At 72.3% G+C, this 22,294-nt stretch carries 12 protein-coding genes; 3 read left to right on the top strand and 9 right to left on the bottom strand.

Annotated elements, in window-relative coordinates; genetic code table 11:
* Nucleotides 1-49 precede the first annotated feature (49 nt).
* The 3 genes from murJ to ACERZO_RS26910 all read right to left on the bottom strand — a co-directional run bounded on the left by murJ (nucleotide 50) and on the right by ACERZO_RS26910 (nucleotide 5,485).
* A complete protein-coding gene (gene murJ / locus ACERZO_RS26920) occupies nucleotides 50-1,765 on the bottom strand; it encodes a murein biosynthesis integral membrane protein MurJ (protein ID WP_372667895.1) in 1,716 nt (571 codons plus the stop codon).
* A 1,012-nt stretch (nucleotides 1,766-2,777) separates the two neighbouring features.
* Nucleotides 2,778-4,934, bottom strand: coding sequence for a DUF6049 family protein (locus ACERZO_RS26915; protein WP_372667547.1), 2,157 nt, complete (start codon nucleotides 4,932-4,934; stop codon nucleotides 2,778-2,780).
* Nucleotides 4,931-5,485 carry an NUDIX hydrolase gene (locus ACERZO_RS26910; RefSeq protein ID WP_372667546.1) on the bottom strand — a complete coding sequence of 185 codons (555 nt, stop codon included), beginning with the start codon at nucleotides 5,483-5,485 and terminating at the stop codon, nucleotides 4,931-4,933. The genes ACERZO_RS26915 and ACERZO_RS26910 overlap by 4 nt, the downstream gene beginning before the upstream one ends.
* A gap of 99 nt (nucleotides 5,486-5,584) precedes the next feature.
* On the opposite strand from ACERZO_RS26910, the gene ACERZO_RS26905 reads away from it, so the two are divergent.
* The 3 genes from ACERZO_RS26905 to ACERZO_RS26895 all read left to right on the top strand — a co-directional run bounded on the left by ACERZO_RS26905 (nucleotide 5,585) and on the right by ACERZO_RS26895 (nucleotide 9,313).
* Complete coding sequence (locus tag ACERZO_RS26905; RefSeq protein WP_372667545.1) at nucleotides 5,585-7,027, top strand: CCA tRNA nucleotidyltransferase; 1,443 nt, start codon at nucleotides 5,585-5,587, stop codon at nucleotides 7,025-7,027.
* A gap of 102 nt (nucleotides 7,028-7,129) precedes the next feature.
* Complete coding sequence (locus ACERZO_RS26900) at nucleotides 7,130-8,458, top strand: sensor histidine kinase (RefSeq protein WP_372667544.1); 1,329 nt, start codon at nucleotides 7,130-7,132, stop codon at nucleotides 8,456-8,458.
* Nucleotides 8,459-8,470: 12 nt separating this feature from the next.
* Nucleotides 8,471-9,313: a class I SAM-dependent methyltransferase gene (locus ACERZO_RS26895; protein ID WP_372667543.1), complete on the top strand. Its 843-nt coding sequence runs from the start codon at nucleotides 8,471-8,473 to the stop codon at nucleotides 9,311-9,313.
* Here ACERZO_RS26895 and ACERZO_RS26890 read toward each other — a convergent pair.
* Genes ACERZO_RS26890 through ACERZO_RS26865 form a run of 6 tightly spaced genes read right to left on the bottom strand, consistent with a single transcriptional unit; the run spans nucleotide 9,300 to nucleotide 21,952 of the window.
* Nucleotides 9,300-11,207 carry a TNT domain-containing protein gene (locus ACERZO_RS26890; protein WP_372667542.1) on the bottom strand — a complete coding sequence of 636 codons (1,908 nt, stop codon included), beginning with the start codon at nucleotides 11,205-11,207 and terminating at the stop codon, nucleotides 9,300-9,302. The genes ACERZO_RS26895 and ACERZO_RS26890 overlap by 14 nt on opposite strands.
* Before the next feature lie 36 nt (nucleotides 11,208-11,243).
* Nucleotides 11,244-14,069, bottom strand: a complete 2,826-nt coding sequence (locus ACERZO_RS26885) for an ADP-ribosylglycohydrolase family protein (protein WP_372667541.1) — start codon at nucleotides 14,067-14,069, stop codon at nucleotides 11,244-11,246.
* A gap of 16 nt (nucleotides 14,070-14,085) precedes the next feature.
* The gene (locus tag ACERZO_RS26880; RefSeq protein WP_372667540.1) at nucleotides 14,086-16,329 is read right to left on the bottom strand and encodes an ADP-ribosylglycohydrolase family protein; all 2,244 of its coding nucleotides are present in this window, start codon (nucleotides 16,327-16,329) and stop codon (nucleotides 14,086-14,088) included.
* Nucleotides 16,330-17,742 (bottom strand): TNT domain-containing protein, encoded by a 1,413-nt coding sequence (locus tag ACERZO_RS26875; protein ID WP_372667539.1) that lies wholly within the window; start codon nucleotides 17,740-17,742, stop codon nucleotides 16,330-16,332. It abuts the gene before it with no gap.
* Entirely contained in the window at nucleotides 17,739-18,173 is a 435-nt protein-coding gene (locus ACERZO_RS26870) for a hypothetical protein (protein ID WP_372667538.1), read from the bottom strand. The genes ACERZO_RS26875 and ACERZO_RS26870 overlap by 4 nt, the downstream gene beginning before the upstream one ends.
* Entirely contained in the window at nucleotides 18,173-21,952 is a 3,780-nt protein-coding gene (locus tag ACERZO_RS26865; protein WP_372667537.1) for a toxin glutamine deamidase domain-containing protein, read from the bottom strand. The genes ACERZO_RS26870 and ACERZO_RS26865 overlap by 1 nt, the downstream gene beginning before the upstream one ends.
* Nucleotides 21,953-22,294 lie beyond the last annotated feature (342 nt).

The raw sequence follows: 22,294 nt of genomic DNA, 5'->3' as shown, positions 1-22,294 counted from the left end.
GGGTACCCAGAATACGACGCACGAGTCGTCGCCTTCCGTACCGGAATCGTTACCCCCGCTTGATCAACCGGGTGAACCTCGACGTGGCCGGTTTCAGCTCCTCCACCTTCAGTGCCATCAGCACGCCGAACGACACGACGATGCCGACGATGCCCTGCAGGAAGAGTTTGACCCAGGCGCCCAGCTTGGGCCCGAAGGAGTCCGGCACGACCTGGCCCACCAGCCACGCCGCGCCGACGCCGAGGGCGCTCGCGACGACCGTGAAGAGGATCACGCCGATCACCCGCTTGCTGCGCAGGTTGCCCAGCGTCACCCACAGCCAGACCTGGCCGAGGATCGCGCCGACGACGAACGTCAGCGCGTTGACCATCATGACGCCGAGCACGACGTTGTCCGGCGACAGCAGCACCGGGCACAGGTACAGCAGCGGCACCTTGACCAGCGTCATCACGATCATGATGAGCGTCGGCGTGCGGGCGTCCTTCATCGCGTAGAAGACGCGCATCTGGAGCATGACCAGCGCGTACGGCAGCAGCGCGAACGCCGAGATGGCGAGCGCGTCGCCGAGCCGTTCGGCGGTGTCGATCGTGCCCTTGCCGAAGGTGAACAGCGCGATGCCGATCGAGCCGCCGACCACGGTCATCACGGCGGAGATCGGGACGAGCATCACCGTCGACATCCGGGACGCGTACGATAGGTCGCCGATCAGCTTCTTGTGGTCGCCGTCGGCGGCCGCGCGGCTCATCCGCGGCATGATCGCCGTCAGCAGCGAGACGCCGATGACGCCGTACGGCAGCTGGAAGAGCAGCCAGGCGTTGCTGTACGCGGTCACACCACCGGGTGAACCGGTGGTCAGCACGCGCGTGTTGATCGTGTACCCGATCTGGCTGACGGCGACGTAGCCGAGGATCCAGAGCGCGAGGCCGCCGAACTCCTTCATCTGCTTGTCGATGCCCCAGCGCCACTTGAACCGGAAGCCGGACCGCAGCAGCGGCGGCACCAGCAGCAGGGCCTGGGCGACGATGCCGCCGGTGACGCCGATGCCGAGCGTCAGCACCTTCGGGTCGGTGATCGAGACGTTCGCGGTGTCGATGTCGCCGGGCATGACCCAGACGACCAGGATCGTGAAGATGACGACCAGGTTGTTGATCACCGGCGCCCACGCGGTGGGGCCGAAGATCTGCTTGGCGTTCAGCACCGCCGAGAGCAGCGCGAAGACGCCGTAGAAGAAGATCTCGGGCAGCAGCAGGTAGGCGAACGCCGTGGTGAGGTCCGCGCTCGCCTTGCCGGAAGAGTCGACGTAGAGGCTGGTGAACGCCGGTGCCGCGAGCACCGCGACCACCGTGCCGACCAGCAGCAGCGAGAACGCCACCGTGATGAGCCGCTGGGTGTAGGCCGCGCCGCCGTCGGGGTCGTCCTGGGAGCGCACCAGCAGCGGCACGACGACGCTGGCGAGCACGCCACCCATCAGCAGCTCGAAGATGATGTTCGGCATCGTGTTGGCGACGTTGAACGAGTCGTTCGCGATGCCCTGCCCGATCGCGGCGACCAGCAGCAGCTTCCACAGGAAGCCGGTGATCCGGCTGATCAGCGACGCGATCGCCATCCGGCCGGACGCCTTCGCCAGCGACGGCGCCTTGGCCGGTGCCTCTTCGTCGGGCCTCGGCTTGACGAGCGGGCCCTTGAGCGCCGGCATGACCTGGGTGGCCAGCGCGTCGTACGGGCGCATGACGTCCGGGTCGGCGACCGGCCAGCGCGAGTTCATCGGGACGCCGGCGGTGCGCGGGATGAACCGCGTCGCCTCCGGGTCGGGTGGGCGCTGGGCCTCCTCCTGCCACGGCCGGACCGGCGCGGGCCGCCGGGAGCCGCGCCCGCGCGGGGGCACCGGGATGCCGGGCGGCGGGGTGCCGGGGGCCGGGGTGCCCGGCGGCGGGGTCACCGGCGGGGCGGGCTGCGGGAGCCGGCCCTGGGCCGACGGCGGGCCGGGCGGTCCTGGAGGCGGCGGCACGGGCTGGACGCGCGTGGGTGCCGGACCGCCGGCGCGGGGAGGCTGCCCGCCGCGCTGCGGCGGCGAGCCTTGCGGAGGCGGCCCTTGCGGGGGTGGGCCTTGCGGAGGCGGCGGGACGCGCCGGGCGGGGCGCTGCGGCTCGCGGGGCGGGGCCTCGTCGTGGACAGGCCAGGCGTCGTTCGGGGGCACGTCGTCGCGGACGGGCTGGCCGTCACGAGGCGGCCGCTGGTCGCGGACCACTGCCTCGTCGCGGACGGGTCGCCCGTCACGAGGGGGGCCGTCGCCGCGGACCGGCCGGCCGTCGCGCGGGGGTGCGTCGTCGCGGGCCGGGCGGCGGGGCGGCGGGCCGTCCTCACGAGACGGTCGCCGGGGTGGTGCCTCGTCGCGAGCGGGCCGCCGCGGGCCGCCGTCCTCGCGGGCGGGACGGGGAGGGCCGTCCTCGCGGACGGGGCGGCGGTCACGGACCGTCGCGTCGTCCGGTGGAGGCATCTGGCGCGTCTGCCCGTTGCGGGGCGGCTGCCTGCGGCCGCGCTCCGGTGGTGGCGGAGGCGGCTGCTGGCGGCGGACCGGACGCGGGGGGCCGTCACCCCGTTGCGGGGGCTGAGCGCCTTCGCGCCGAGGACGACCCGCACGCTCGGGTGGTAAGCCCGGCTCTCTCTCCAACGCGTGCCCAATCCTCGGTGCTGTTCTCCGGTGCCGCGGCCCGGTGCCGCGCACGTGCGGACCAAGGGTAATCGGGAACCGCCCGGAACACTCAAACGCCGACGGATCAGTCCACGACGTCGCGACCCGTCCGGGCGTCCTTGACCCGCCGGTAGATGCGCCGGGAGGCGAGCAGAAGCAGGGCCACACCTGCGGCGACGGTCGCGATGATGGTGATCGCGCCGTACTCCGTGGACGTCAGCTCGAACCGCGCGGATGACCCGAGCGGGGTACCGGTGGGCGTGCTCAACGACACATCGACGCTGAACCGGCCGGCCCGCAGCGCCTCCACGGGGAGGAAGTACTGCCGTCCGCCGCCCGCGGGGAACGACACCTCTTTGCGGTCGTCCGCACGCAGGCCGATGTTGTTGTCGAGGGTGAACCGGGCGTTGATCCCGACCGGCAGGTCGTTCACCACGTACACCGGCAGCGGGGAGTTGCCGGACGCGAGGGCGATCGTCTGCCGCGGCTGCTGGACGCTCACGCGGTCGCTGATGGCCCCGATCTCGGCCCGCGCGTTCGCGGTCGCCGCGTCGGCGGGCAGGCCCCGCCAGCCGGCGGAGGCGCCGCGCAGCTCGGCCAGCCGGACCGGCGCGACGACGTCTTCCGGTTTCACCCGTTTGGTGGGGTCCGGCTGCATCGCCGACGCCATCCCGGTGGCCTGCTCGTCGAGCTTCGACAGCGTCGAGACGAGCGCCGGGTCGGCGACCGAGCCGGGGTCCTGGCCGCCGTCGCCGACCGCGCCGGTGGTCTGCGGATCGGCGTCCAGCAGCGACGGGAGCGACGACGCCGTGACGACGCCCGCGTTGAGGAAGTCGCCGACCTGCTGCAGGTACGCCGTGAGCTCGGCGGCCGGGGCGTCCCACCGCCGCGGCGGGGCGACCAGCAGGTGGTCCGGGCGCTCCTGCCCGGACGGGACGCCGAGGCCCGCGCGGAAGGCGAGCGCCCCGAGCCCGTTCTGGCTCGAGATCGCGCGCTCGGTGTTCACGGCGACGGTGACCGAGCCGGGCACGCTCGGCACGCCGGACATGGCGGCGGAGATCAGCGAGTCGGTCGGCTGGGCGCGCACGGTGCTGCCCTGCACGGTGACGCCGCCGCCGGAGCCGGCCGGGGCCAGCTTCGCCGCGTCGGTCAGCACGGTCTTGACGCCGGCCTGGGTCAGCGCGGCGAGCACGGACTCGCTGAGCGTGCCGTCCGGCCAGAGCACGCCGGTCTGCGGCGTGACGCCCGCCACCTGCTGGATGGCCGACGCCGCCGCGGCCGCCTGCGCGACCAGGATCGGGTCGCCGGGGCGGATCCGGGAGACGGTGTTGAGGTCGGCGTCGGCGAAGGGCAGCGCCACCACGCACCGGCCGGTCAGCAGGGTGCGCAGCGAGGCGAGCCACGTCTTCGCCGTCTGGACGCCCTTGCCGTCGACGTTGCCGCCGTCGGTGTGCACCTGGTAGCCGCGGGTCATCGAATCGACCGTCGTCAGCAGGTCCGGGTCGAGCGCGAAGCACATCGACTTGGCGAGGTCCGCGTCGCCGTGCACGGCCGTCGACGCGGCGGTGACCAGCGCGTTCAGCCGGCCGTCGGGGCCGATCTCGTCGGCCAGCCGGTCGTCGCGCAGCACCAGCGGCTGGCCGTACGGCGCCGCGTAGACCTGCGGGACGCTGCTGGTCAGCGGCCACAGCAGGGTCATGCTCGGCGCGCCCGCCGACGAGTGGCCGGCCGCCTTGCCCGGCCGGCCCAGCACCGGCATCAGCATGCTGACCGCGCCCAGCCGGGCCGGCCCGCCGAACTCCGGGGTGCCGTTGACGTTCACCAGCAGCGGGTAGACGCCGGGGCTGCCGAACTGCGCGGCCTTCGTCCCGGTCAGGTTCACCGTGATGTTCAGCGGCGCGCTCTGTCCCGGCTCCAGGACGTCCGCGACCGAGGTGAACTCGGTCAGCGGGGTGTCCTTGATGACGGCGCCGGACAGCACGTCGTTGATCCCGCGCGACGACGTCGCCCGCTCCCCGACCTGCAGCCGGACCTGCGGCCGGGTGACCTTGCGGTCGCCGGTGTTGGTCACCGTCCCGGCGACGGTCAGGGTCGTCGACGAGGTCGTGATCACGCGCGGGTTCAGCTGCGTCAGGTCGACCCGCAGGCGGGCGCCCTCCTCCGCCTGGGCCACCGTGGCTCCGGTGAGGGCGGGGACGGCCAGGAAGAGGACGGAAAGGAAGGCTGCGGCGAACCGCTTCACTCGGGGGCTCCCTCAGGGGCGTGCTCGTCTCGTCCGTGGACGTCCGGGCGCGCGAAAAGTTCCTTGAGCATCGGACCGGCCTTCCGGACGAGCTTGCGCTCGTCGGAGTAGGCCAGCCTGGTCTCCAGCTCGGCCAGCGGGACCCAGGCCACCTCGGTGACCTCGACGTCCTCGTCGGACAGCTCGCCGCCGAGCGCTTCGAGCAGGAAGTGGTGGACGGTCTTGTGGATGCGCCGCCGCTCGGCCACGAACCAGTAGTCGATGGTGCCCAGTGGCCGCAGCACGCGCGCGGAGATGCCGGTTTCCTCCTTGACCTCGCGCACGGCCGTCTGTTCCACCGTCTCACCGTCCTCGATGTGGCCCTTGGGCAGCGACCACAGCAGTCTGCCGTGCCGGTCGAGCCGGCCGATCAGCACCGCCTGTTCGCGCTCGGCGTCCACCACGAGACCGCCGGCCGACGTCTCGTCGACCGTGGTCAGGCGCCTGCCGCGCTGACGCCTGCGCCGCCTCCGCGGCTTCGAGGCGCCGGGGCGGCCGGCTGATCCAGACATGCTGCGATGCTAGAGCAAACGGTTGCCCCGGTAGGCTGGCTCTCCGTGTCCTGTCCGGCGGTGCCTGTAGTAATCGCACCCGAACCCAGTGGGATTTTCGTGAACGACGTGGTCGCCAAGGAGAACGCGGTGGTGGAGCTGATGCGGCTCTCCCCCCTGGCGGACGAGCTGGCCGAGAGGTTCGCCCGGGCCGGGCACCGCCTGTACCTCGTCGGCGGGAGCGTGCGCGACGCGCTGCTCGGCCGGCGCTCCGGTGACCTCGACTTCACCACCGACGCCCGGCCGGACCGGGTGCTGAAGATCGTCAGCGACTGGGGCGACGCGGTCTGGGACGTCGGGATCGCGTTCGGCACGGTCGGCGTGACGAAGAAGGGCATGCAGCTCGAGATCACGACGTTCCGCGCCGACAGCTACGACCGCGTCGGCCGCAACCCCGAGGTCACCTTCGGCGACAGCATCGAGGGCGACCTGCTCCGGCGCGACTTCACGGTCAACGCGATGGCCGTCGAGCTGGCGTCCAAGACGTTCATCGACCCGCACGACGGGCTGAGTGCGCTGCGGGAGAAGGTGCTGGACACGCCGGCGACGCCGCAGGAGTCGTTCGCCGACGACCCGCTGCGGATGCTGCGCGCCGCCCGTTTTGCCGCGCAACTCGGCTTCACCGCCGCGCCGCGCGTGGTCGACGCGATGACGTCGATGGCGGGCGAGATCGACCGGATCACCGCCGAGCGCGTCCAGGCCGAGCTGTCGAAGCTGCTGCTCGCGGACGACCCGCGGCCGGGGCTGGAGCTGCTCGTGGACACCGGGCTGGCCGACCGGGTGCTGCCCGAAGTGCCCGGGATGCGGCTGGCGATCGACGAGCACCACCAGCACAAGGACGTCTACCAGCACTCGCTGACCGTGCTCGCCCAGGCGATCGAGCTGGAGAAGACGCACGAGCCGACGTCGGAGCCGGACCTGATCCTGCGGCTCGCGGCGCTGCTGCACGACGCCGGGAAGCCGGCGACGCGGGAGTTCCAGCCCGGCGGCGGGGTGAGCTTCCACCACCACGAGGTGGTCGGGGCCCGGATGGCCCGCAAGCGTTTGCGGGCGCTGAAGTTCTCCAAGGAGATCGTCGACGACGTCTCCCAGCTCGTGTTCCTCCACCTGCGGTTCCACGGCTACGGCAAGGGTGAGTGGACGGACTCGGCGGTCCGCCGGTACGTCACCGACGCCGGCCCCCTGCTGACCCGGCTGCACAAGCTGGTCCGCGCCGACTGCACCACGCGCAACCGCCGGAAGGCGGCCGCGCTGCAGGCGACCTACGACGACCTCGAGGCCCGCATCGCCGCGCTCAAGGCCAAGGAGGACCTCGACCGCGTGCGGCCGGACCTCAACGGCGAGCAGATCATGGAGCTGCTGGGCATCAAGCCGGGGCCGGACGTCGGCAAGGCGTGGAAGTTCCTCAAGGAGCTGCGCCTCGACCGCGGCCCGCTGGAGCACGACGACGCCGTGGCGGAGCTGAAGAAGTGGGCCGCCGAGCAGGGAATCGGAAATTCCTGACCGGTTTGCTGTGAATTCCGTGGATCGCTGGACCACACCCCCGCGGATCGGTGATACTCCCTAACCTCGGTTCACCGACGTGACCAGGGGGTTGTCCGGCCGATGTCCACGGAAGCGCCCGGCCCGCCCAAACCGGGCAGCTTCTTCGTGGCGCTCCTGCGGCAGGGCGCACCCGCGATCGCGACGGCCACCAGCGAGCTTTCGGACGAAATCGGCGACCCCACCCCGATCCACGCGCTGAAGCGGATCTCGAAGATGGCCGGGCCGATCGACCCGAGCCGGCGCGACGGCCTGCTGCTGCGCGCCACCCGGTACGTCGTGCTCATCCCGCTCGCCTTCCGGCTGCTCGCGGTGCCCGGCCAGTTCGGCGTCTACGCCTTCCGCCACGGCTCGACCGGCCTGCTGCCGGTCGGGCTGTTCACGCTGCTCTCGGTCGCGGTGAACCTGATCGGCTTCCGCTGGATGTTCCGCTCGGCGCCGTACCGCGGCCGGGACGCGGGGAAGCTGCTGGCCGCCGACCTCGTCTTCACCGTGCTTTCGCCGCTGGTCCTCGCGCTGACCGTGCCGGCCGAGGCGTACTTCGACGCGCTGGCGGTCAGCAGCATCCACCTCTTCGGCGAAGCCGGGCTGCTGACGCTCGCCCTCGGCGTGCCCAGCGGGCTGGTGTTCGGGCTGCTCAGCTTTCCGCTGCGGATGCTGGCCAACTGGCTCAACAGCGGCCAGTTCCACGTCGGTGCCGCGTTCTCGACGTACTCCGCGCTGCTCGCCGAGCTGTTCCTGGCCACCGCCGCGCTGGTGCTGACCGGCCTCGGCACCCGGCTGGCGCTGGCCTACGGCACCCGCAACGGCCGGCTCGCCGAGCGCGCCCAACAGCACCGGATGCTGCACGACACCGTGCTGCAGACCCTCGAAGCCATGGCGCTGTCCGACACGTCGAACCCCGAAGAACGGCTGGTCGAGATCCAGCGCCTCGCCCGCGCGCAGGCGATGGAGATCCGGCACATGATCGAGACGGCGAAGTCCGAGCAGGCCGAGGCCGGGGCCCGGCCACTGGGCGAGAAGCTCGCCGCGCTCGCCGCCGAGATGGCGCGGGACGGGCTGCGCGCCCAGCTCGTGGTAGCCGAACTCGATGACGACACGCTCTCGGAGGTCCGGCAGATCGCCATCCGCGACGCCGTGCGCGAGGCGATGCGGAACACGATGAAGCACTCCGGCACCGACCGGGTCGTGGTGCGCGTCGAGGAGCGTGACGGCGGGATCGCGGTGATCACCCGCGACCACGGCAGCGGCTTCAGCGCGGCCGACCACCCGGCGGGGTTCGGCATCAGCGAGTCGATCACCGCGCGGCTGGCCGAGGTCGGCGGGACCTCGCGGGTCGAGTCGGGACTCGCCGGGGGCGGCACGCGGGTGACGTTGTGGGTGCCGTTCTGATATCTCGTGGACATGACCTCGATCGAGCTGCTCGCCGACGCCCTCGCCGCCTATCGCTCCGGTGACCGCGACCGCGCCGCCGAACTCGCCCGCCGCGCCGGCTCCCCGCTGGCCGATGAACTACGGATCCACCTGGCCGGCGACGGCGGTGCGGCGGTGTACGACCAGCCCGAGGCGTTCACGGCGTTCATCCGCGGCGGCGGCAACGTCGAGCTCTACCGGCGGCTGAGCGAGGAGCTGGCCGCGCGCTACGACAGCGCGAAGCCGGAATCGCTGCTCGACCTGGGCTGCGGCGACGGCCTCGCAGTCGTTCCCGCCCTCGCGCAAGCCGCGCACGTGCCGAGCCGGATCGACCTCGTCGAACCGTCGGCCGCGCTGCTCGACGGCGTCCGCGAGCGGGTGCCGTCGGCGAGCTGCTGGCAGGCCACCGCGCAGGAGTTCCTGGCCCGCGACGACCTCGGCTGGGACTTCACGCAGTCGACGTTCGCGCTGCAGTCGATCGAGCCGGAACAACGCGCTGAGGTCCTGCGGGCGCTGCAGCCGCGTACCGGGACGCTGGTGCTCGCCGAGTTCGACGTCCCCGAGTACGTCGAAGGTTCGCCGGAGCACCTGCGCTCGCTCGTCGCGCGCTACGAGCGTGGCGTCGCCGAGTACGGCGCGGACGCGTCGCTGGTCGCACAGGGTTTCCTGCTGCCCGTCCTGCTCGGGATCGTCTCCGGGGACGAGCGGACGAACTGGGAGCACCCGGCCGCGGGCTGGGCCGAGCAGCTGAGGACGGCGGGCTTCACGGACGTCGACGTCGAACCGCTCGCCGACTACTGGTGGTCGCCCGCCGTCCTGATCACTGCCTGCTGAGCGCGCCCGTCTCGAGGTGCTGGGCGAGCGGCCGCGGCAGCAGGTAGGCGACCGCGCCTCCCGGCATCCCGCTCCACGGCGCCGTCACGCCGGTCAGCACCCGCAGCGAGCGCTGCACGCGGTAGAGCCGCTTCTCGCGTTCGCGTTCGAACGCCAGCGACGTCTCGACGAACCGCGAGCCGTCGGCGTGCACCAGGTTGCCGGTCTCGTTGCCGTACCGGACGATCGTCGTGCCCGGCGTGAGCACGATCAGGCGCTTGCCGCGGTAGAAGTTCAGCGGCGGCTCACCGCGCATCGGCAGGATCGGCCAGTCGGCGGGCTGGTCGGACTCCTCCGCCGGCCGCGGCGGCTGCATCAGCAGCACGCCGAGGAGGAACCGGGCCGCGTCGGCGAGCGAGCCGAACGCCACCGGCTCGTCGGCCGGCGGCCGGGAGACCTCCCAGCCGTTTTCCGCGCGCCGCAGCGTCCAGACGTCGTCGGCCGGGACCTCGTTGGCGCCGATCCGGTAGGCCGAGGACGGCACGCCGTGCTCGGCGAGCCGCTGCTGGAGCAGCTCCAGCGTCTCCGCGCCCTTCAGCGTCCGCACCTGCTCGCCGCGCGCGACGCGGGTGAGCGCGCGCTCGTCCGGCAGGTCCGCGTCCGTCTGCGGCGGCCGCGGCTGGCCGAGGACCTCCGCCTCCGCCGTCGCCCGGACCAGCTCGCCGACGAACGGCGGCCGGAAGCTCATCGCACGCGCGTGCTCGACCAGCTCCGGCTCGGGCGGCACGCCGTACTTGCGCAGGTAGTGCGGCACGGCGGCGGGCCAGATCCAGGTGCCGTCGGTGTGGAACGCGTTCGGCACGTCCGGCTTCGCGCCCGGCGCGCCGAAGATGTCCGGCAGCGGGGCCGGCCGGTGCAGCGCGACCGGCGCCCGGAACAGGTAGTCGAGCAGGCCGCGGACCTGGTCCGGTGGCACCGGCGGCCGGTTGACCACCGGGCGCTCGCCCTCGGCGTGCGAGTCGGCGGTCCGGGCCAGCCGGAACGTGACGTCCAGCGGCAGGCCGGCCTTCGCGGTCAGCCACGCCGGCACGTGCTTCGGCGTCCGCGGGAAGGTCGCCAGCTCCAGCTCGTAGGCCGCGGTCGACGGGCGGCCGCCGTCGTTGGGCGGCACCCGCCAGTCCGGCTCGCGGTCGGCGTCGAAGTCGAAGTCGAACTGCGATTCCGCGTCGAGCGTGAAGGTGCCCTGGAACCACGTGCCGGTCTCGGGCTGGAACATCGCCGCGCGCAGCCGCGCGAAGAGCCCGCCGAGCTTCGGCACCGCCGGCAGCGAGACCGACACCGGGCCGTCCTCGTCGCCGACCGCCCGGACCTCGATCTCCGAGTAGTCCCCGACCTGCCGGAACTGCGCGCCGACGCGGGCCCAGCCACCCGGCACCGTGTGCAGCAGCGTCCGGCCGATCGCCCGCAGCAGCGCGTTCTGGTCGCCGGTGCCCGGCTGCGGCCGCGCCTCCGGTGTCTCGGTGAAGTCCAGCCGCGTCTGCCACAGCGCGGTGACCTGCTTGGCGGGCACCGTGACCGAGAAGTCGGTCAGGCCCAGCTGCGCCGCGCGGGCGGCGTCGTCGCGGACCCAGCGCAGCGTCAGCTCCGGCCGCGCGCCCGGCGCGACCTCGAAGACCTCGTCGTCGTACGCGGCGAAGGTGCGCAGCGTGAACGTCGACGGCACCTCGCTTGCCGGGACGACCTTGGCCGGCCGGCCCTCGAACTCCTTGTCGAAGCCCTCCGGCGCCTCTTCCTCCGGCAGCACCGACAGCAGCACGGTGCCGTCGGTCGTCGAACGCTGCGCGCGGAACGTCCCCTCGCCCCACGTCGCGTACAGGCCGTCCGGGCGTTCGGCCACCTCTACCCGGTAACGCACGTTTCGTCCTCCCCTGACCCCAGTGACAACCGAAACTTAGTCGACCGGGTAGCGCGCGAACCACCGGTCGTCACCCGGGGCGTCCGGGCCGAACTCGGTGAGCGCGTCGTCCGCCAGGCCGACGATGACGTCGCGGAGCTCCAGCTGCTCCAGCCAGCTCCGCCGCAGGGCTTCTTCGCCGTACATCGCGCCGACGAGGTTGCCGCAGACCGAGCCGGTCGAGTCGCTGTCCCCGCTGTGGTTGACCGCCGCGAGCAACGCCGTGTCGGCGTCCGCGGTGGTCAGCGCGACGTACACGGACATCGACAGCGCGGTCTCGCCGACGTTGCCCTGCCCGAGCGTCTCGAGCTTCTCCGGCGTCGGCGGACCCTGCTCCGCCAGCGCCAAAGCCGCGTCGAGCGCCGCGCTCTGCTCCTCGTGCCCCGGGTGCTTGACGAGCTCGTCGCGCGCGGCCGCGAGGGCGTCGAGCAGTGGTTTCCCGTGCAACAGCCCGTGGACGAGCACCGCGAAGCAGCCCGAGGACAAATACCCGCTCGGGTGACCGTGGGTCAGCGCCGCGCTCTCGGCGCCCAGCCGGAACACCTCGGCGAGGTCGTCGGACCAGAGCGCGATCGGCGCCGCGCGCATCACGCCGCCGCAGCCCTTCGAGTTGTTCACCGGCCGTTCGATGCTGCCCCGGACGCCCGCGCGGCCGTACGCCTCAAGCTCGCCGAAGCAGGTCAGCCCCGGCGCGCGGCGGCTGAACAGCTCCTGGTGCGTGATCAGCCAGCCGTCCGGCGCCTCGACGGCCGACTGCGGCCCGCGCGCCCGGTCCCACGCGACGCCCTGCGTGTGCAGCCAGCGCTGGTAGGCCAGCTGCAGCGAGTGGACGACGTCCGCGGACCCGGTCCTGCGCTGCTGGGCGTGGGCCCGGATCAGCGCTTCGAGCGTGAAGAGCGTCATCTGCGTGTCGTCGGTGATCCGGCCGACGCCGCCGTACGCGGGGATGAAGTCGGTGATCCCGGCCGGCCCGGCGATCTCGCGGATGCGGTCGATCGAGTCGAACTCGGTCTTCGCGCCCAGCGCGTCGCCGATCGCCCCGGCCAGCAGGCTTCCGCGCAGTCGCGATCGCAAGTCGGGTCCCTTCGGTTTCGGGGTGAACCGGCCGCTCGGGTACCGGCGCTCCCAGCGTGCGTGTTCCGCGGTCTCCGTCTGGAGGCCGTTGCGGTTGAAGTACCAGAAGACGTCGCTGGCGACGTCCTCAAGGAGCCCGAGGTCGGGCAGCGCCGTGACCCAGGGCAGGCCCGGCACGCCGACCCGGGCCCCGACGAGCGCGCCCGCGATGGCACCGGCGACCGGGCCGGACCGCGCGGCGAGCGTGATAGCGACTTCGGGGTCGTGACCGCGCTTGGCCGCGGCGAACAGCGCGCGTCCGAGCACCGAGCGCACGCTCCGGCCGTCGCCGATGCTCTCCAGCTGCGTCACGTCATCGGCGTCGCGGTCCTCGCGCAACGCCAGCACCTGCCCCGCGAGGTCGCCGCCGATCTCCCGCAGCCGCAGGTGCACCGGCAGCGCGAACGCGTCCCGCGTCAGCAGGGCCTGGAACAGCGCGATGAGCAGGTCGACGCCCTCGGTGACGGCACCACCGGCCAGCTCGCGGGCCACGTCATTCGCGTACCGCTCGGCGTCGACGCCGTCGATGGCGACCGCGCCCGCCGCGGTGGCGGCCAGCGCGGTGGCGAGCAATGCCGAAGAGTCGTCGGGGGCGAACCCGGCGTGCCGCGTCGCGACCGCCAGCCAGCCGACCGGGTCGGGAAAAGGCAGCGGGGAAGGCACCTCGCCGGTCGGCACCGGTGGCAATCCGCGCAACACGATGTCGGTGTGGAACAGCAGGTGCCGGGTCAGCCCGCCCATCGGCAGCGGGCCGGTGGCGCCGCCGCCCAGCGCGTCTCCGATGGCGAATCCGACGTACGCGCCGACGATCCGGTGCCACGCGAAGCGCGCGGCCGGCGTGCCGAAGGCGGAGAACTTCCCGAACGTCCACGGCACCGGCCGTGGCTGCGCGTCCTCGCCGACGTGCGCGATCAGGCCGTTCGCACCCAGGTCGGCGGGCCATTCCGGGGCGTGGCCCGCGCGCCGCCGGACGCCGTTGCGGTACTGCCAGGCGAACCCGCGCAGGTACCGGACGCACTCCTCCGGCGTCAGCTCGAAGTGGTGGTCGCGGGCGTGGTCCACGGCGTACCGCAGGTGCCGTTCCAGCAGATCAGGGGGCTCGACGCCGAATTCCGCGACCAGCCCGGGCAGCGCCTCGGCGACTTCGGGACCGGCTTCCGGCGCGGGCTCGTCGGCCTTGGGCCGCCGCTCACCGGGACCGGCGGCCAGCTCGGCCGCGGTGAGGCTGCGGACCATGCCGGTGCCGGGGTCGAGCGTCAGGCCGGTCGACGGCAGGTCCGCCAGCAGCTCGCGGACGGTCACTCGCCACCGCTTCGGGTACCGGCCGGGCACCTTCGCCGACGAGCTGTAGGCGATGACCTCCCGGCCGTCGGGCACCGGGCGGACCAGCGGTTCGCCGTCCGGCACGGGCACCAGCACTTCGCAGTCCAGCAGCGCGCGGGCGAACTCGGCGCGGCTGATCCAGTTCGCGCCCAGGTAGTTCAGCAGCTTCCCGGCGTCGGTCGACGGCACCGGGAAGCCCCGCCAGACCGGGCCGGGCGTGTACTGCTCGTTGGCGCGGCGCGGACCGGTCGGCTCCCCGAACAGCGTGTACTGCGCCCAGCCGCGGATGGCGCGCACCGGGATGCCGAGATCCGGGAACGCCTTCTCGTCGAACTCCGGGTCGACGTCGGGCCGCCACTCGACGAAGCCGTCGTCGCTTTCTGCCATGCTCCCCATCCTCGGGCTAATGCCGCGGGTACCGCTCGATCCACTGGTCGCCGAGCGCGCTCAGCGCCGAGTGGCGGTCGAAGTGCCAGTAGGCGTCCGAAGCGACGTTCTCCACCACGTACCGCAGCTCCAGCTGGTCGACCCACTTCTGCGGCAGCCCCGGGATCCCGGTGCGCGCGCCGAGCAGGGCACCCGCGATCGCGCCGGTGAGCGCGCTGCGGCCGGAGTGGTTGACGGCGCGAAGCAGCGCCTGCTCCGGGTAGTTCTCGAAGCCCGACAAAGCCGCGAAGGCGCGTCCGAGCACCGAGAGCGTCGACTTGCCGTCGCCGATCAGCTCGGGCATCCGCAGGTCGGGCAGCCCGTGCTCGCCGAAGAACGGCACCGACTCGGCCACCATCTCCGCGATCGCCGTCCACTCCGGGCCCTGCTGGAACTGGTTGTCCGGGTTGAGCACCTCGCGGCTGGTGTTCCAGATCGGGAAGCTGAACGCGTCCTTGGTCAGCGCGTGCTCGAACAGCCAGGTCAGGTAGGTCGCGGCGGCCAGGTCGGGCTCGGTCGGGTGGGTGACGCCGGCCAGGTCGCGCACCGCCTGGCGCGCGCCCCCGGAGAGGCCGCTGCCGGGCCCGGCCATGGTCAACGCGGCGGGCAGCGCCGGGATCAGCGCGGCCGGACCCGTCATCGGTGGCGCGCCCTCGGCCTCGGTCGCGAGCTGGTGGTAGGCGTTTAGCTCGACGTCGTCGGCGTCGCGGCGGGCGTGCAGGTCCGCGACCTGCACGAGCCAGCCGTCGGCGTTCTCCATCGGCGCGCCCTGCGTGCGCAGCCAGCGCTGCAGCGCCCCGCGGACGACGCCGGGGAAGAGCTGCTCGGCCTCCCGCGACTCCGGCTGCTCGCGGTGCGGGCTGCGGATGGCGGCCTCGGTGTAGAAGAGCAGCCGCTGTGTCAGCGAGCCGATCCGGCCCGGCTGGTCGAACGCCGGCACCAGGTCGGTGACGCCTTCGATGCCGTACTTGGCGTGGATGTCGTGCAGCATCATCCGGTCGACGGCCGCGCCGAGGGCCTCCCCGAGCGCGAAGCCGACGTACGCGCCCGTGACGCGCTGCCAGCCGTAGCGGAAACCGTCGAGGTCACGCTCGAAGTACTTGCCGAACGTGTCCAGCCGCGGAGTCGCGCGGCCGGCGTTGTCGTACGTCGGGGCCAGGCCGTTCGCGCGCAGGTCGTTCGGCTTGCTGCGCGGCGGCTCCGGCATCTGCAGCCGCTTCAGCCACGACTCCCCGAGCACGGTCTTCGCGCACTCCTCGGCGGTCAGCTCGAAGCCGCGTCGCCGCGCCTTCTCGGCCGCGAGCAGCGGCGGCTTGACCGGGTCCGGCAGGCCCATCCGCGCCGCGGTGTCGGCGGCGACGCGGATCAGGTCCTCCTCGGCCTCCGGGCAGCGGCCGTGGACGTCGATGCGCGGCTCGTGCCGCGGGAACCGCTGGACGATCTCGGCGAGCTCGCCGCTGGAGACGTCCTCGATGGTCGTCGGGCCGCCGTTGATCACCAGGTTCGGCGGGTGCTCGAACTCGGCGAGCGTCGCGACGTCGACCTTCCACCAGCCGTGCTCGCGCGAGGGCAGGTGCCGGGTCGAGCTGAACACCTTGAGCTCGTTGCGCTCCTCGGCGAAGTAGAACCGGTCGGTCTTGCCGGTCTCCAGGTCGAGCGGGACGTACACCTCGCACCGGATCAGCCCGATGAGCAGCAGCTCCCGGGTCAGCCAGCCGACGCTGCCGAACGACAGCAGCGTCTCCAGGGTGTTGTCCGGCTTCGGGTAGCCGCGGCGGATCGGGCCCGCCTTGTACTCGGGGTTCTCGCGCTCTTCGCCGGTCTGGTTGCCCTCGGCGTCGACCTTCACCCAGCCCGCGACCGCCTGCAGCGGCACGCCCAGCTCACCGAGCCCGGCCTTCACGTACTCGGGGTCGACGACCTCGCGCCAGTTCTCCTGGCCGGGGAACGCCACCGGCACCGACAGCCCGCCGGGGTGCGGGTGCGCCTGGCGCAGCTCGCCGTCCGGCTCGCGGACGACGACCGACGGCGGCGGGAAGATCTCCCTCTCCGGCCGTCCCTCGTCGAGGAACGCGATGGTGTTGTAGGGCACCGACCAGCCCTCGGGGATGCGCAGCACCTTCTCGGTGTCCACCCGGAGCCCGGCGGGACCGGAGACGTCCGGGCCGTGCACCGCGCGCAGCCACTGGCCGACCTTGGCAATCGCTTCCGCCGCTTCCACCTACTCGATCCTCTCCAGGCTTCCGTCGGACTCGTGCTCGGCGATCGTCTTCGGCAGCACGAAGGCCACCGCGCCACCCGGCAGGTTCGCCCACGGAACCGTGATGCCGGTGATCACGTGCAGAGGGCGTCTGAGCCGGTAGCTCCGCCGCACCCGCTCCCGTTCGAGCGGCAGCGACGTCGTGGCGAACCGTACCTCCCCGTGGTGGACGAGGTTGCCGGGTTCCTCGCCGAAGCGCAGGACGACCGTACCCGCCACCAGCCGCGTGATGCGCTTGTTGCGGAGCAGGGTGAGGGGAGGCTCACCCGGCGCCGGGTGGACCGGCCAGTCGTCGAGCTCCTTGGCCGTCTCCAGCGGGGTTTCGTGGCCGGCGGTCATCCGGGCGGGGTGCAGCAGCAACGCGCCGAGCAGCTGCTGGGCGGCGTCTTCGAGCCGGTCGAAGTACTTCGGTGCGCGCGGCTTCCCGCCGGCGTACGCGGCGACTTCCCAGCCGTCGGCGGTGAAGTTGAGGCACCACGTGCCGTCGGCCCGCTCGCCGACGCGGTACGCCTCCGGCCAGACACCGTGCTCACCGAGCCGCTGCACCAGCACGATCAGCAGTTCTTCGTCGGCGAGCTTCGGGTTGGGCGCCGTCTCCAGCTCCGCGGCGACGTCCCCGCTCGTCGTCTTGACGTCGGCACGGCTCGGCTTCGGCCGCGGCTCGCCGAGCAGGTCGGCCGCGGCGGTCCGGCGCACCAGCGGCTCGACGTACGGCGGCTGGAAGTGGTGGCGCCGGATGTGGGCGACGAGGTCCGGTTCCGGCGGAATGCCGTCTTCGGCCAGCGCGTCGGCCACCGACGACGGCCAGATCCAGGCGCCGTCGGTGTGGAAGCGGACGTCGCCGTCTTCGTGCACGACGGCTTCCCGCTCGAGGTACTGCAGCACGAGCGGCACCTCGGTGTCGGTCAGCGGCGGGCGCTCGACGTCCTCTTCGGTCTTGGCGTGCCGGAACACCACCCCGAGCGGCAGCTGCGCGCGCAGCCGCCACCAGTCCGGGATGTGCTCGTCGGCGCGCGGGAACGCCACCAGCTCTTCGGGGTAGGCAGCCGCGGGCGGCGGGTCCGTCCACACCGGATCGTCGTCGAGCGCGAAGTCGAAGTCGAACGTGCCGTCCGGGTTGAGCGTGAACCGCGCCTGCAGCCACGTGCCGCGGCCGTCGGCGGCCATCCCCGTGCGCAGCTCGGAGAACAGCTCGGCGACGGCGTCGGACGTCGTCGCGTTGTGGCCCTGGAGTTCGCGGTGCGTCCCGACCTGCCGGAAGTCGACGGCGGCCGGTCCCGCGGCGTCGATCCGGAGCTCGCGGACGAGCTTTCCCAGCTGCACCAAGAGGGTGCGCTGGTCTTCGGGCGAAAGCCGATGTTCCACGTGAATCATCGCTCGAACACCGACGTGAAGGTGAAGGTCGGGGCTTCGCCGGCGTCGCGGCGGGCGAACTCGTCCTCCCACATCTTGAAGGTGCGCCGGTACAGCGATTCGATCAAGGCGCGTTCCTCCTTGGTGATCTTGCGGTGCTCCTCTTCCGCGCCGGCCCAGATCGCGTCGATGGTCTGGTAGAGCGCGAAGATCGGCCCGTCGCCGCGGAGGTAGCGCTGCCGTTGCTCTTCGGTCCGGCGGATGAACCGCTCGCGGTCGAGGCTCCGGATGTCCGGGCTGTGGTCGAAGAGCACGTCGAGGACGTGGTCCGGGTTTTCCTCGAACGCTCCCGTCTTCCAGTTCAGGATGCGACCGGTCAGCCCGCCGTCAGGCGTGCTGTCCACCACGTAGCTGTGGGCGAAGTACTCGAAGTACGACGGCGTCTGGACCATTAGAGACTCCCCTGCAGCGCGTTCCAGAACAGCTCGCGTTCGCGCTTGACCAGCCCGTCGATCAAAGCCTGTTCTTCGTCGGTGTGGTTCCGGCCTTCGGCCTTCTTGAGCGCCTTGAGGTCACGTCTCACCTCGTAGAGGGAGTGCTCGTAGGCCGAGACGTCGTCCAGCGCCTTGAGGTGGAGGCGCAGCTCGGCGACGTGCCCGTCGATGCGCACACTCATCTGCAAGTCGCGGTACCCCGCCGGCGCCGGGTTCGCGAACCGGTCGTCGAAGTCGACGATCTCCAGGTCCGGGTGCTCGGCGATCCGCGCCAACGCGGCGTACGCGTCCTGCACGCGCTCGAACTGGATCATCGCGCCCGCGAGGTCGACCAGGAGCGAAGCGTCGCCGTTGTAGTTCGTGTTGATCTTGTCCATCGCCCGGCCTTCGGACTTCGGTCCCGGCCGGAACCCCGCGTGGCCGCCGGTTTCCTCCGCGAGGGGCGGCAGGATTTCCTTCAGCTTGAGATCGGCTCGAGCCGCTTCCCGGTAGCGCTCGGCGAGGTACTCCCGCGTGTAGGCCTCGTCGCCGAGCTTGCGCGGGTCGAAGGGTGCTTGCGTGCGGTGTGCGTCCGGGTGGTCCTTGGCCTCGTCGAGGACTTCCCGCGACGTCTCGGCCTGCTCCGGCGTGAGCGGCGTCGGGTCGGGGTGCGGTGCCACCGGCTCGGCGTCGGGGGCGGGGTGGTGCACCTCGTGCACGGCGTCGGCCAGGATCGGGATGGCCTCGTCGTGCACCAGGAGGCTGGCGATCGTCTCCGGTTTGCGCAGCAGCGATCGCGTGAGGAACTCGTTGGCCGGGTCGTGGAGGAGTTCGACCAGCTCCGGGTGCTCGGCCAGCCGCGTCCGGACGAACTCGCCGACCGGCCCGAGGTTCTGCGGGTTCCCCTCGTGGTCCTTGACGACGAGGTCGGTGGTGGCGCCGTCGAGCGCTTCGGCGACCCGGGGCTGGGCGAGGAGCTCGTCGAGCCGGCTTTGCGGGGCGTGGCCGTAGCCGCCGTGGTCGCCTTGAACGTGCTCGGTCTGGACGTGTTCGGTGCCCGGGGTGCCGACGTGCAGCAGCTTGATGTCCTTCGGCGGCTGCGGCAGGTGCATGAGGTCGCCGGACTGCGGGTCGATGAACGCGACGCCCTCGCGGGTGTGCACGACCATCGCGACGTGCCCGTACTCGGCGCCGTTCGGGCCCTCGTACTTGACCGCGACGACGGCGTGGTGGTCGACCGGCATGCCGCGCATCTCGCGGATGACGTCGTCGTAGCTGCCGCGCGCGGAGAACGTCTCGCCGAACCGGCCCTCGATGTGCTCGAGCGTGCCCCGCGTGCCCATCTCGTGGAAGGGGATCGGCTCGGCCGTCGCGGTGCCGCCGTGCAGCCGGTCCCAGTACGCGCCGGGCCCGCGGGTGCAGTTGGACAGGTAGCCGTTCTCGAGCGCGCCCGGCTCGTGGAAGCCCGGGTTGACCTCGCGCAGGTGCGGGTGCCGGTCCTGGACGTAGGCCGCGCGCTCGCTCGGCGTCGTCCCGACGGCGTGGATGGCCGGCTCGGCGGGCGGGTTCGTCGAGCGCGCCAGCCGTGAATAGTCCGGCCCCGGCTCGGGGACGGGCAGTGGTTCGGCCGGGGTGTCGACGGCGTCGTGCACCGTCGGGTGCTCGGGCGGCGGTGCGACGTGGTCGGGCTCGTTGAGGCCGCCGAGGCGTTCCATCAGCGCGGCCTGCCGGCGCCGTTCGAACTCGGCGGCGTTGTGGTCGTTCTCGGCGCGCCGCTCGGCCATCTTCTGCTGCGCGGCCTCGGGGTCGAGGTAGCGCGGGTGGCCGGGGCCGATCTCCTCGGCCTCGATGACCCACTTGCGGCGGCCCTCGGGCGTGATCTCGAGCCGCCGTTCGTGCACCAGCAGCTGCGTACCGGGCGGCGACAGCGACTCGCGCTCGGACGGGTTTTCGGCGAGCTTCGAGATGTCGCGGAGGTTGTCCGACCGGACGTGCAGCTCGACGTCGTCGCCGAACTTGCTGGTCGAGAACTCGTCGGTCTTGATCGACGCGCTGGAGAACGCGGGCTCGACGACCACGTCCCCCGGGTTGTAGGGCCCGGCGACGAGCTCGGCGAGCCGCGGGTCGCCGCCGACGTCGTAGGCGCGGATGGTCTCGCCGGAGGTGCGCGGGACCTGGTTGAGGCCGTCGGTGATGGCGCGGGCGTTCGCCTGCGCGAGGTCGAAGCCGGGGTGGCCGGGCCCGCGGCGGAGGGCCTCGTTGACGTCGTAGGCGTACTCGCCGCGGGTGTAGCCGTGCACCGCGACGGCGGCGTCGTCGGTCAGCGGCAGCCCGGCGGCGTCCCGGCGGGCCAGCGCGCGGTCGTGGATGTCCTGGTAGATGCCCTCGTCGCCGACCGCACGGCGGATGCTCTCGTGGTCGGCCGGGGTCCCGCGGTGCTCGCCGTCGAAGAGGTAACCCTCGTCGTGCGGCAGGCGTTCCGTCGCCGGGCCGAGGCGGTCGGCGATGCTTTCCTGGTGGCCGAGTGGTAGTTCGCGGATGCCGATGGCATCGTGTGGCAGCTCGGCGAGCCGTCCGGTGACGGGATCGGCGAAGACGATGCCGTGCTCGGTGTGCACGGCGGCGACCAGCTGTTCGTGCCCACCGTGTTCGAAGGCGACGGCGGACCGCGCGCCGACGGGACGTTCTCGGAGGTCGCCGGCGACGTCGTCGAAGCTGTTTCGAGTGCTCCACGGCCCATCGAGGGGTGCGCCGCGAGCCGGCCCGGCGACGACGTCCTCACCGTTCATCCGCCGGTCGAAGGCGGTCATCGACTCGGCGGCATTGGTCCGGAAGCCGTGTTCGCCTGGGCTGTAGTGGTTCCGGGTGTTGACGGCGGCGAGCTCGGGAACGGCGTCGCGGATCAGGCGTGCGTGCTGCTGCGGCGTCTCGACGGACCCGGCGTGCAGCACGGGCGTCCCACCCGGCGTGAGCGGTTCGGCGAGCTGTGCCCAGCCGCCCTCAGGTGCGTTGGTGGCCGGCGGGGGCTTCACGGCGGGTGGAGGCGGCGCGTCTTCGTCCCCGCCGAGCAGCTTGAAGAGGTCGTTGGCCGGCTTGAGGTGCGGGTGTTCGGCGTAGAACTGCTCGAGCTCGGCGTCGGCTTCGCGCTGGAACCGTTCCTCGTCGGCGCGTTCCTGGGCCCGCCGGTGCTCGATGGCGTCTTTCTGGTCGTTCCGGTACCGCGGATCGCCAGGCGCAACCTCTTCGGCGTGCACGATCCAGTGCGGCTTGTCCCGCGCCCCGGGCTCGTTCTTGAAGTCGGGGTGCTCGGGATGCCCCGGCCCCATCTCGACGCGGGTGATCTCGAACTGCGATCCGGCCTTGAAGAGGACCTCGCGCTCGCGTCCGATGCTGGCCATGGACTCGACGTCCCGCCCGGTCTTGGACTCGATCCGCATCTCGACCTCACCGGCGAAGGTGCTGCGCGGATGCTCCGCGTCGACCTTCGACGAGCTGAGGAAGGAGGGCTCGGTGATGTGCGCGCCTTCGTGGAAGCGCCCGAGGAAGGCCTGAAGCCGCGAGGGATCCCCGTGGAAGTCGACGCGCCTGGATACGGTCCCGACGTGCGGCGGAAGCTCGTTGAGCCCGGAGACGAGCGCGCCGGCTTGAGGAGCGAGATCGATCAGTTCGGGGCCGCCGAGCCTCAGGGCGCGATTGAGCGGCCCGACCATTTCGTGCCGGGTGTAGGCGTGCACGGCGAAGGCGCCGTCGTCGGACATGCCGGGGTGGAATTCGTCCCGCTTGGCGAGCGCCTCGCGCCGGACCTGCTCGTGGCGCCACTCGCCGGTTTCCGGGCTTTGCCGCCCGGAGTCCAGGAAGGTGTCCTCGATCCGCCTGACCCCGGCGGGGTCGTCGGTGTGGAAGGCGGGGTCGTCGAGGTAGGGCTCGTCGGGGGTTTGGCCGGGTTGGCCGTACTGGTCGTCGTGAGCTTCGTGCTCGGCCGCGGGCTGCTCGTCGGCGTGGTGCTCGGCGGTTTGCTCGGCCGCGGGTGGCTGAGCGGTTTGCTCGGTGCCTGGTTGCTGTTCCGCGTGTCGTTCGGGGTGTTGCTCGTCGCCGTGGTG

This window comes from Amycolatopsis kentuckyensis (genome assembly GCF_041679295.1).
In the GTDB taxonomy this organism is placed as follows: domain Bacteria; phylum Actinomycetota; class Actinomycetes; order Mycobacteriales; family Pseudonocardiaceae; genus Amycolatopsis; species Amycolatopsis kentuckyensis_A.
This window is presented reverse-complemented; position numbering and strand designations above follow the sequence as displayed.